Consider the following 11,772-nt stretch of genomic DNA (forward strand, 5'->3'; position numbering starts at 1 on the left):
GAGAATCAACGTTCTCTGTGAGTGCAAGGCAGCAGGACCGACCGTTCTCAACCCCGACCGGCATTGCCACGACGGCTCCCCATGCAGTCCTTCGCCGGAGCCACATCCAGTCAAGCCGGGCGGGACCCCCGGCCATGCTCGAGTCGGCTCCGGCCGACCGGAACGTTCGTTGCACGCCTCGCTGGGCAGTGCGCGGGGGCATCGGCACGGTTCGGATCCGATCACGATTCGGGACGAAATCGGCGAGTGGATGGGAGGCGATTGACTTCCACGACACTTTGATCGCACGGACACAACGCCGCTCCGATGCAGGAACCGGCCGCTCGGTTCGGCTCAAATGCCTTGTAATTTTTGATGGTCGACCGCCAACAGCATCATGGCTCACCTCGCGTCCCATGGGCTTGACTAACGGGCAGTCACGCTGCATCCGCCGCAGTGTGCGCGCCCTGGCGCTCTGGATCGAGCGCTGCGTCCGAGCCGCGTGTACAGGTCAGTGGCCACATCGCCGTCCCTGCAGACAAGCGGTCGAAAGTTCACTGCAACAGGAGATGCACATGTCCAGCTTGCGGAGCCGGGTCCTCGGCGGACAGCAGGCCCCGGCCAACCGCAGTCGTCCCCCGCACTCCAGCCCGCGTCTCGGGGGTGATGCCCCTCCCGCCGCTCTCCACACCGCGGTACGTGCTGTGACGGCTGCTCGCCAGGCGTTACACCGCTTAGCCAGTGCTGCGGTATCGCCGGCCCGCAGGACGCCACATACGCAACGCACCCATCGGATGGGGCCGTCGGTCCTTCCCCCCGCGCGATCCGCCCTTCACAGGGGAAGGCGTTCCTCAGCCACGCGCACCATCGACGCCTGGGTGGTTGCCCTCGTCTCACGGATCGGGGGTGCTGCCTACCAGGTCGCCTCGCGTGCCCTCGCGCTAGCCGGGCAGGACATGTACAGCGGCCCATCGCACGATGACCCCGTGCGTCACAGGCTCTTCGACTCCGTCCACTGCACAGCCGCCACCTGGGCCACCGACAACCGCGACGCACGCCTGTCGGCGGATCCATACGAAGGCGTGCGAGGTCACCGAATGCTTCGGATCCACCCACATCCTGGACGCCGCCGTGCAGGGCCCTCCGTGGCCGGGCTTCATCCGCATCCCAAGCGGACCGGTGCAGGGTCAGTGGACCTGGTTCATGCTCCAGAGACAGACCGCGGCGGGCAGTCGGAGTTGCGCCGCGCGAGCGTCAACCTGGATCTCGGGCCCATGGCTGAGCTGGGACCCTCACAGACCGGTACGACGTAGGGCGTCACCGGCCGGCACGCCGTCCCGCGGTGAAGACCCATCCGTCTGGCGCTTCCAAGAGAGCGGGCGCTGACCGCGGTCGAGCATGTGCCGGGCCTCGGGGCGGGTGAGAAGCAAAACCGACACCACAGCGACGGTCGTGGACAAGGCTCCAACTCGAGACGGCAACGATGTCAGGGCCTTCCGCTCCGGCATTGCAGCCCGTACAGCCTTCGTCCTGGTCCCACTCGCGGCCTACCCGCGCCTAGACCTCTATTGCACGGCCGTCTGCTCACCCGGGGGTTGTCGCGGCATGGCCTGGGACTCGGGGTCATCACCCTGAGCTGTCTCCAGGCGCAGTCCGTCCCCCGGCTCAGCGGGCCCCGATCACTCAGGGCGGGGCAGTGACCTGGCCCTCACGGTGAACACGGCACAGCTCCCTGCCCTGACAGAGGCGGTCCTGCACGAGTCGGAGCATGACACGGCATTCGGTGCGGAGGTCCGCCGGAGCATCGGCACATCTGTCCGCCGAACGGCCGTCGGCGGGTTGCGGTGAATCACTGACCACCGACCGATCCCATCCGACACGACCAAGAAGTCGACACATCCATCACAAGGAGTTCCTCGCATGCGTATCACCTCGATCGGCCACGCCGGTCTGCTGCTCGAGACCGCAGCCGGCCGCATCGTCTGCGATCCGTGGTTCACCCCGGCCTACTTCGGCTCCTGGGTGCCCTTTCCCGATAACACAGGAATTGATCCGGAGCCGCTCGCGAACGCCGACTACCTCTATGTGTCGCACCTGCACCGTGACCATTTCGACCCGGACTGGCTCAAGCGGCACATGTCCAAGAAGACGACAGTCCTCCTGCCCGGCTATCCTGTCCCGGACCTGTATGAAGCCATGAAGAACCTGGGCTTCAGGAATTTCGTCCACACTCGCGACAATCAGGTCACCGAACTCGACGGCAGCCTTCGTATCATGATCAACGCCCTCACCTCACCGACCGATGGGCCGATCGGCGACTCGGGCCTGCTGGTGGATGACGGCAGGGTACGGATCTTCAACCAGAACGACGCCCGGCCAATCGAGTCCGGACCCATCGAGGACTTCGGTCCCTTGCAGGGACACTTCCTGCAGTTCTCCGGCGCGATCTGGTACCCCATGGTCTACGACTTCCCGGACCGGATGAAGGCCACGATCGGGCGGCGCAAGCGGCAAAACGGCATGGAGCGCGCACTCAAGTACATCGGCCAATACAAGGCCGCACACGTCTTCCCATTCGCCGGACCGCCGTGCTTCCTCGACGAGGACCTCTTTCATCTGAACGATCTGGACCGGGACGAGACGAACGTCTTTCCCGACCAGTTCTCCTTCCTGGAATTTCTCCACAAACAGAACCAGGACAACGCGCACCTCTTCCTCACCGGCACCACGGTCGAACTGACCCCGGACTCCGAGTGCGTCGTGGAGCAGATACCCCACGACGAGATCAGCAGCATCCTGGACCGGCACACCTACCTCATGTCCTACGGACAAAAGGTCAAGCCGGTCATCGACGGGATCCTTGCCGCCCTGCCGCAGGACCGATCCGACCTCCTCGGTCAGTTGAAGGAGTGGGTACAGCCGCTCATCGGATCAGCCGACCACATGTGCGCGGGAGTCAATGGCCGCGTACTGCTCGAAGTGGCCGCCGTCGACGAGGGCCCCGAGGAGCGGATCGTCTTCGACTTCCTGAGCCGCCGGGTCACAGCGGAATCCGGCCAGGAGTGCCGCTACCGGTTCCGCGCCGCCCGGCCCCTCATCGAGGAACTGGTACGCAGCCGCGAGCAGGACTGGGTGAACCAGCTCTTCCTCTCCTGCCGCTTCGACGCCTCCCGCACGGGGCCGTACAACGAGTACGTCTACACGTTCTTCAAGTCCCTCTCCGTCGAGAGGATGGCCTACGTCGAGGGCTACTACGCGGCGTCCAGAGGAGTCCAGGACTACGCCCGAGCCGGGGACCTCGTCGTGCAGCGATACTGCCCGCATCTGAACGCCGACCTGGTGCGTTTCGGAACGGTGCATGACGGCGTGCTCACGTGTCAGCTTCACGGCTGGGAGTTCGATCTGGCGAGCGGTCACTGTCTGACCAGCGACGACCGCAAACTGGAGACCAGGCCCCTGCGCGACGGAGACGAATCCGATTCCGCCTACCCGCGCATCGCGACGGTCGACGCGGACGGCGGGTCGGACGGTCCTCCAGCGTGATTCCCGCGAGCTGACGGCACCCGGCAGGATCACGAGGACGGCGGCCTTCCACTCCGGTCTACTGCTGGTCCGTGGAACCGCCGAGGCCCGTCGCCCGCGCCGCACCGTCGTCGGCGAGACGGCCTGGGACTGGGGTCCGTGGTCGCCGCAGCCCGCCGCGACCACGGACCCCACCACCCTCGACCTCCCCCACCCCGGCTCAGCCGGCCACGCCGCACCGCACGCTCGCCAAACCGGCACGGGAGTCAGCACCACACCGTCGAATCGCCCCTAACTGCGCGCCCCGGACGGCACTCGTTTCGACCACCTTCGAGCCCCTGGACCACCTCTCCGTGAGTCGGCATGGTGGCCGCACGCATAGCCAACCCTCGAACTATGGTGTCCCACCACATGTGCCCCTGACCTGCGGATTCCTACGGTATGGCGACACCGAACGTCCCCGTCAACCGCTTGGAAGTGGTACCGATGTCCTCCCCCGCGACCGCTCCGCCATCCTCGGGAACCCCGGCCAGCCTCAAGCGCATCGTCGCCGCCAGTCTCATCGGCACCACCATCGAGTGGTACGACTTCTTCCTCTACGGCTCGGCCGCCGCTCTTGTCTTCAACAAGCTGTTCTTTCCGGGCTCCGACCCGCTCGTCGGCACGCTCCTGTCGTTCCTGACCTACGCCGTCGGTTTCGCCGCGCGGCCGCTCGGCGCTCTGGTCTTCGGGCATTACGGGGACCGGCTCGGACGCAAGAAGCTGCTGGTGCTGAGCCTGCTGCTGATGGGCGGGGCGACCTTCGCGATCGGGCTGCTGCCGACGCATGCGACCGTCGGGAGCGCCGCCCCGGTGCTGCTGACCGTGCTGCGGCTGGTCCAGGGTTTCGCGCTCGGCGGTGAGTGGGGCGGAGCCGTTCTGCTGGTGTCCGAGCACGGGGACGCACGGCGGCGCGGTTTCTGGGCCTCGTGGCCGCAGACGGGTGCCCCCGCAGGGCAATTGCTCGCGACCGGTGTGCTGTCCCTGCTCACGGCCGTGCTCTCGGACGCCGCCTTCGCCTCCTGGGGCTGGCGGATCCCCTTCCTGCTCTCCGGGGTGCTGGTGGTCGTCGGTTTGTGGATACGTCTGTCTGTCGATGAATCCCCTGTCTTCCGGCAGGCGTTGGCGCAGGCCGAGGCCCGCAAGGCGGTGCGGTCGGCGGAGGCGGAACAGCTGCCGCTGGTGTCGGTGCTGCGACACCACTGGCGTGACGTGCTGGTCGCGATGGGCGCGCGGATGGCGGAGAACATCTCCTACTACGTCATCACCGCGTTCATCCTCGTGTACGCGACCACCTCGGCCGGTGTCTCCAAGCAGACCGCGCTCAACGCCGTACTCATCGCCTCCGCCGTCCACTTCGCGGTGATCCCGGCCTGGGGTGCGCTGTCCGACCGGGTCGGGCGACGGCCGGTGTATCTGCTGGGCGCAGTCGGGATCGGGCTCTGGATGTTCCCGTTCTTCTCGCTCGTCGACACCGGCACCTTCGGCAGTCTCGTCCTCGCCGTGACGGTGGGTCTGGTACTGCACGGGGCGATGTACGCGCCCCAGGCCGCCTTCTTCTCCGAGATGTTCGCGACCCGGATGCGCTACTCCGGCGCTTCCATCGGCGCCCAGTTCGCCTCGGTCGCGGCGGGGGCGCCGGCGCCGCTGATCGCCACCGCGCTGCTGGCCGACTACGACAGCTCCACCCCGATCGCCCTCTACGTCATCGCCGCGGCCCTGTTGACGGTCGTCGCCGTGGGAGTCGCCAAGGAGACCCGTCACCGTGACCTGACCGACGGCGACCTGACCGACGGCGACCTGACCGACGGCGATCCCGGCGTGGGCGCGGAGCACCCGCAGACCCCGGCGACGGACGCGCGCGCCGTCTGATCCCGTCCCCGTGGCCGCCGCTCAGCCGCCTCCGTACGCCGTCCGCGCGCGTACGGGGGCCGCTCAGCGCGGTGCCGGGTTCGCCAACCGGTGCAGTCTAAGGGCCAGTTGGATCTCCAGTGCGCGCGCCGGGCTCTGCCAGTCGTCGCCCAGGAGGCGGCCGACGCGTTCGAGTCGCTGGGCCACCGTGTTGACGTGGACGTGGAGTTCGTCCTTGGTGCGGGCCGGGCTCATGCCCGACGCGAAGTACGCGTCGAGGGTGCGCAGCAGGTCGGTGCCCCGTCGTTCGTCATAGGCGACGACGCGGCCTATGGTGCGCTCCACGAATCCCGCCACATCCCGGTCGCCGGCGAGGAGCAGCCCCAGGAAGCCGAAGTCCTCCGCGGCCGCCCCGTCGCCGGAGCGGCCCAGCAGCCGCAGGGCGTCGAGACAGCGGCGGCCCTCCGCGTACGCGGCGACCACCGTGTCCGGGTCGGCGGCGAGGCCCCGCACCGGGGCGGACGCGCCGACGGTGACCGCTTCGTGCACGGCCGTGCCGAGGTGCAGCGCGGTACGGCGGGCCAACTCCGTCGCGGTGTCGCCGTGTTCGAGCGGCAGCAACAGGACGGTGCCGCCGTCGCGGGCGGCGGCCAGGCCGTGCCGGGTGGCGGCGAGGTGGGAGGCGGCGGACCACAGGCGGCGGCGCGCGGCCGCCTCCTGGTCGGCGTCGGGCGCGGCGGCGTCGAGGCGGGCCGCGAGCACGACATGGGTCGCGTCGAGGTCGGCGTGCAGCCGGGTGGCGCGCTCGCGCAGCAGACGCGGGTCACGGTCGCGGGCTTCGAGCAGGTCGTCGAGGAGCTCGCCGCGCACGCGCTGTTCGGCCTCGGCGGCCGAGCGTCTGGCCAGGAGCAGCAGGGAGGTGACCATCGCGGCCCGCTCCAGGGTGCGCTGGTCGACCGGGTCGAGGCCCGGGTGGCCGCGCAGCACCAGGGCACCGAGCAGTTCCCCGCCGGCCGCGACCGCCGCGACCCAGTCGTGCTCGTGGCGTACGGCGTGGCCTTCCGCGCGGGAGGCCTCCACGGCGGCGGCCGGTGCCGTCTCCAGGAACTCCACGGTGCCGTCGAGCACTTGGGAGACCGCGGCGGCCACGTCGTGGACCCCGCCGCCGCGCAGGACGAGTTCGGCCAGCCGGTCGTGGACGTCGGAGGCGCGCTCGATGACCGCGCTGCGGTCCCGGATGATCTCGTTGGCGTGCTCCAGGCCGGCCAGGGCCGAGCGCGTCTCGGTGAGCAGGTTGGCGGTGTCGATGGCGGCCGCGGCGAGCGCGGCGAAGGATCCGAGCAGGGCGATCTGCTCCCGCTCGAAGACCCGGGCGCGCCGGTCGGCGGCGAACAGCACCCCGATGACGTGGGGTCCGAGCATCAGCGGGACTCCGAGGATCGCGACCAGCCCCTCGTCGCGTACGCCCGCGTCGATGGTCGTCGTGTGCCGGAAGCGGTCGTCGCGGAAGTAGTCGTCGGTGACGTAGGGACGGGCCGTCTGGGCGACCAGGCCGCCGAGCCCCTCTCCCATTCCGAGGCGCAGCTGCTGGAAGCGGGCGGCGACCGAACCCTCGGTGACCCGCATGTACGTGTCGCCCCTGGCGGGGTCGTGCAGGCTGAGGTAGGCGATGTCGGTGCCGAGCAGCGAGCGGGCCCGTTGCACGATCGCCTGGAGTACGGCGTCCACGTCGCGTGGGCCCGCGAGGTCGTGGGCCGTCTCGAAGAGGGCGGACAGCTCGGCCTCCCGTCGGCGTCGGCCCTCCAGCTCGGAGCGGACCCGCAGCGCGAGCAGTTTGGCGTGTTCGAGTGCCGCGATCCGCTCGCCGGACCCGCCCTCGGCGCGGGCGAGCAGCACGGGCCGGTCGTACGCCTCGGCGGCCGCACCCCGGGCGAGCAGCTCGAGGAACGGCGCGTCGGCGTCGTAGGTGGGACCGAGGGCTGCCGTGGCGCCCTTCAGGTGATCGCGGGACATGCTCACAGGATTCCTCATCGCCGGGCTGCCCCGTCAGCCCTGTGGACAACTCCGCCGGCGCGGGCGGGCAGGGTGCTCGGTGCGCTCAGTGCGCGGTCCAGCCGCCGTCGAGGACCAGCGAGGTACCCGTCACGAAGGACGCCTGTGGGCCGCACAGGTACGCCACGGCCTCGGCGACCTCCTCCGGTTCGATGAGCCGTTTGACGGCGCTGTCCCGCAGCAGCACGTCGGCCAGCACGCGTTCTTCGGGGACGCCGTGCGTCCGCGCCTGGTCGGCGAGCTGCCGCTGCACGAGCGGGGTGCGCACATAGGCGGGGTTGACACAGTTGGAGGTCACACCGTGGGGGGCACCTTCGAGGGCGGCGGTCTTGGAGAGGCCCTCGAGTCCGTGTTTGGCGGCGACGTACGCCGACTTGTAGGCGGAGGCGCGCAGTCCGTGCACGGAGGACACGTTGACGATGCGGCCCCAGCCCTGCCCGTACATGTGGGGCAGGGCGCCGCGGATGAGCCGGAACGGTGCCTCCAGCATCACGGTGAGCACCGTGTGGAAGACGTCCGGCGGGAACTCCTCCAGAGGGGCCACCCGTTGCAGCCCGGCGTTGTTGATAAGGACGTCGGTCCCGGCGGCCGCGAGTTCGGCGGCGTCCAGGTCGGTGAGGTCCAGGACGTACGGTTCGACCGAGCCGGGCAGACCGGCCGTGCTCCCGGCGAGTGTCTCCAGTCCTGCCGCGTCCCGGTCGACGGCGCGGACCTTGGCCCCGGCGGCCGCGAGCCGCAGCGCGCAGGCCCGTCCGATGCCGCCGGCCGCGCCGGTGACGAGGGCGGTGCGGCCACCGAGGTCGAGCGAGGGGGTGGCGGGACCGGGGGCGGCGACCTGGGGCGAAGTCATGCGACGAGCCTAGGCAGAGCCGGGTCACCGCCCCATGTGGTCACCGCCCATACTTCACGTGGAAGGCGTGGTCTCGAACCACGTGGGTTCGTCGGCGAGCGCCTGCTTGATGCGGAACAGCTGCCGGTCCTGCATCGGCGGCAGCGCGTCCAGCGCGAACCAGCCCACCTCGACGGACTCGTCGTCGTTGACGCGCGCCTCGCCGTCCACGGCCCGGCAGCGGAAGGTGACGTCCATGAACTGGCATTCGTCGCCGTTCGGAAACTTCACCTGTCGGCCGGCACGAACCAGGACGACGCGTTCGGGGACGCAGTGCACGCCCGCCTCCTCGTACACCTCCCGCACCGCGCAGTCCGCGGGCTGCTCACCCGGTTCCGGGATGCCCGAGATCACGCACCACTCATGGTTGTCCGCGCGCTGGCCGAGCAGCACCCGCCCCTCGTCGTCGAAGACGACAGCGCTGACGCCGGGGAGCCAGAGCAGTTGGTGGCCCGCGGAGGCCCGGATCTCGGTGATGAAGTCAGGAGTCGGCATACGGCGACCCTATCCGGGGCGCCTGTTTCAGTCGGTGGCGCTCCGTCGGGCCCGCACCCCGGCGCCGATCGCCCATCCCAGGCCGCCCACGGCGACGAGCACCAGGGCGATCTCGGGCAGGATGCCGAGCTTCGTCGCCGGCGTCTCGGAGGAGCGCAGGGGCACCTTCTGCACCAGGGAGTCCGCGACGAACATGCCGGTCTTCTGGGTGATCTTCCCGTCCGGCATGATGATCGCGCTGACACCGCTGGTCACGGGCACCGTGACGGTACGGCTGTGCTCGACGGCGCGGACCCGTGACATGGCCAGCTGCTGGTAGGTCATCTCGCTGCGGTCGAAGGTGGCGTTGTTGCTGGGCACGGAGATCAGCTGGGCGCCGTGGGTGACCGTGTCGCGCACGGCCCAGTCGAAGGCCGCCTCGTAGCAGGTGGCGAGGCCGACCTCGGTCCCGTCCATGTCGAACACACCCGGCTTGCTGCCCCGGCTGAAGTCCTGGCCGACCATGGAGGTCCAGTTCTCGTTGATGGCCCCGATGAACGAGCGCAGCGGGAGGTACTCGCCGAACGGCTGGACCTGCCGCTTGTCGTACGTCTGGGTGGGCCCCTTCACCGGGTCCCACAGGATCTGCTCGTTGTAGAGCTTGCCGTCCCGCTCGACCACGCCGCCGACCGAGATGGGCGCGTTGATCGCCTTGGCCGCCTTGTCGATGACCGCGGCGGCGTCGGCGTAGGCGAAGGGGTCGATGTCGGAGGAGTTCTCCGGCCACAGGACGAAGTCGGGCTGGGCAATCTTGCCCGCCTTGACCTCGGCGGCCAGGCGCTCCGTCTCGCGCGCGTGGTAGTCGAGGACGGCCCGGCGCTGGGCGTTGAACTCCAGACCGAGCCGGGGGACGTTGCCCTGGATGACGGCGACCGTCGCGGTGCCGTCCTCCGCCTTGTCGCTGACCAGCGAGCGGGCGGCCACGGCGCCGACGACCGGGACGGCCACGCTGAGCAGGGCCAGGGCGGCCGCCGACCGCCGCACCTCACCCGAGCGCCGCCGCTCCATTACGAGGCGCACGACCTCGTACAGGCCGAAACCGCACAGGACGACGGCGAAGCCCAGTACCGGGGTGCCGCCGAGCGCGGCGAGGGGCAGGAAGACGCCGTCCGCCTGACCGAAGGCGATCTTGCCCCAGGGGAAGCCGCGGAAGGGCACGCGCGCGCGTGCCGCCTCACCGGCGATCCAGAGCGCCGCCGCCCACAGCGGCCAGGCCGGCAGCTTCGACACGGCCGCCACGCCCACGCCCACCAGCGCGACGAAGACCGCCTCGATGACCACCAGGGCGAGCCAGGGCCCGGGGCCGACCTCGACGCCGGTCCACACCAGGAGCGGCAGCAGGAAACCCAGCCCGAAGAGGTAGCCGAGACCGAAGGCCGCCTTCCAGCTGCGCCCGCGCAGCACCCAGCCCAGGACGGCGAAGGCCGGCAGCGCCAGCCACCACAGGGTGCGCGGCGGGAAACTGACGTAGAGCAGCACTCCGGAGAGCGCGGCTGCGGCGGCCGGGACGAGGCGCAGGAGCCGCGCGCCGCGCGGGGCCCGCGCGGCCTGGGGCTCCAGCTGGTCCGGCTGGCCCACGGAAGTTGCGGTGACGGTCACTCCGGGAGTGTACGGCGAGTGACCTTTTGGCCGACAGCGCAGTCCGTGGGGCGGTCTCCGCCTGCCGCACAACCCGGCGCAACTCATCCACAAACCGCCCATCAGCCGTTACGGTGTGCCAGTGCCCCAGGTCGCGCGCGGGCGGCCGGGGTCCGTCACGGTTCAGGGCCGTCACGGTCGGGGGGCGACCGGGTTCGGGGGGACGGGTGGGTGCCACGGGGACGACGTCCGCGGTCGACGCGGACGCGGACAGACGAAACGTTTCTGACGCGGCGGGCGTGGCCGTGCTCGGGGCCTGCGCCATCTGGTCCCTGGTCACCGCCGCCGTGCACGACGGACGCCCCGAGGGCGTCCTGCTCGCCGTACTGGCGGTCGCCGCCGGCTATGCGGCGGGACGGATCCTCGGAGTGTTGCTGCCGGTCGCCGGGCCCTGTGCCGGGGCGCTGGCGGGGCTCACCCTGTCGGTGGCCCGGCCTCGGCTCGCTCCGGGCCCCGAGATCGTCGCGCCGCTGGGTCACGCAGGCGCCACCGCCGCGGCGCTGACCCTGTCGGCCGGTGCCGCGTGCTGCGCCGCCTGGGCGACCCCCGTGCCGGTGGTGCGGCTCGGGCTGTGGCTGCTCGCCGCGGGCATCACGGTCGCCGGGGCCCTCGTGGGCTCGACCACGGCGGTGGTGACCTGTTGCGCGGTGCTGCTGTGCTCCCTTGCGGCCGGCCGGATGCGCCACCGGGGGCGGTGGCTCGCGGCCCTGGCCGTGGCCGCCGCCCTGGTGACGGGCCTGATCTGGGCGGTCGCCGGGAACGTGCTGTCCGGCGGCCTCGCCGAGTCTCTGACGGACCGGCTGACTGCGCACCGGGTCGATCTGTGGCGCGACGCCCTGGGCATGGCCCACCGGGAGGCCGTCCTCGGCGTGGGCCCCGGGCGCTTCGCGGAGCTGAGCGGTACGGCGGCGCAGTCGACGCTGTCCGACGGCAAGCCGCACTCGGCGCCGCTGCAACTGGCGGCGGAGCAGGGTGTCGTCGGTGTGCTGCTGCTCGCCGCGGCCTTCTGCTGGGTGATGTTCGCCCTGTGGCGGGCGCCGCGCCCCACCCCGGTCGTCCTCACCGCGGGTGCCGCGCTCACGGCTCTGGCCGCCGTCGCCGCGATCGGCAACGCGCTGAGCTTCACCACGGTGTCGGTCGGTGCCGGGCTGCTGGCCGGACTGGCCACGGCCCGGCCGCTCGCCGAGGAACCCGCGGTGCCCGAAATCCGGCCGGAGTTCGACCGGGACCTGCGCCACGACGACCGCCCGGCCGCCTGACCTCAGTGG

The 11,772-nt window shown here is 70.7% G+C and carries 7 protein-coding genes; 3 read left to right on the top strand and 4 right to left on the bottom strand.

The features are described from left to right. Positions 1-1,899 precede the first annotated feature (1,899 nt). Both OG736_RS06325 and OG736_RS06330 read left to right on the top strand, forming a co-directional pair. The gene (locus tag OG736_RS06325) at positions 1,900-3,522 is read left to right on the top strand and encodes a Rieske 2Fe-2S domain-containing protein (RefSeq protein ID WP_327181544.1); all 1,623 of its coding nucleotides are present in this window, start codon (positions 1,900-1,902) and stop codon (positions 3,520-3,522) included. A gap of 465 nt (positions 3,523-3,987) precedes the next feature. Beyond that, positions 3,988-5,412 (top strand): MFS transporter, encoded by a 1,425-nt coding sequence (locus tag OG736_RS06330; RefSeq protein ID WP_327181545.1) that lies wholly within the window; start codon positions 3,988-3,990, stop codon positions 5,410-5,412. A gap of 63 nt (positions 5,413-5,475) precedes the next feature. Here the strand turns inward: OG736_RS06330 and OG736_RS06335 are convergent, their stop codons facing one another. From OG736_RS06335 to lnt, 4 genes are all read right to left on the bottom strand, one after another. Next, the gene (locus OG736_RS06335) at positions 5,476-7,404 is read right to left on the bottom strand and encodes a helix-turn-helix domain-containing protein (RefSeq protein WP_327181546.1); all 1,929 of its coding nucleotides are present in this window, start codon (positions 7,402-7,404) and stop codon (positions 5,476-5,478) included. A gap of 85 nt (positions 7,405-7,489) precedes the next feature. Continuing rightward, a complete protein-coding gene (locus OG736_RS06340; RefSeq protein WP_327181547.1) occupies positions 7,490-8,293 on the bottom strand; it encodes a 3-hydroxybutyrate dehydrogenase in 804 nt (267 codons plus the stop codon). A gap of 54 nt (positions 8,294-8,347) precedes the next feature. Continuing rightward, the gene (locus OG736_RS06345; RefSeq protein ID WP_327181548.1) at positions 8,348-8,827 is read right to left on the bottom strand and encodes an NUDIX hydrolase; all 480 of its coding nucleotides are present in this window, start codon (positions 8,825-8,827) and stop codon (positions 8,348-8,350) included. Positions 8,828-8,854: 27 nt separating this feature from the next. Continuing rightward, the gene (lnt, locus tag OG736_RS06350) at positions 8,855-10,465 is read right to left on the bottom strand and encodes an apolipoprotein N-acyltransferase (protein WP_327181549.1); all 1,611 of its coding nucleotides are present in this window, start codon (positions 10,463-10,465) and stop codon (positions 8,855-8,857) included. A gap of 278 nt (positions 10,466-10,743) precedes the next feature. On the opposite strand from lnt, the gene OG736_RS06355 reads away from it, so the two are divergent. Beyond that, positions 10,744-11,763, top strand: a complete 1,020-nt coding sequence (locus OG736_RS06355) for an O-antigen ligase family protein (protein WP_327181550.1) — start codon at positions 10,744-10,746, stop codon at positions 11,761-11,763. The last annotated feature ends 9 nt before the right edge of the window (positions 11,764-11,772 follow it).

Source organism: Streptomyces sp. NBC_01334 (genome assembly GCF_035983595.1).
GTDB classification, from domain to species: domain Bacteria; phylum Actinomycetota; class Actinomycetes; order Streptomycetales; family Streptomycetaceae; genus Streptomyces; species Streptomyces coriariae.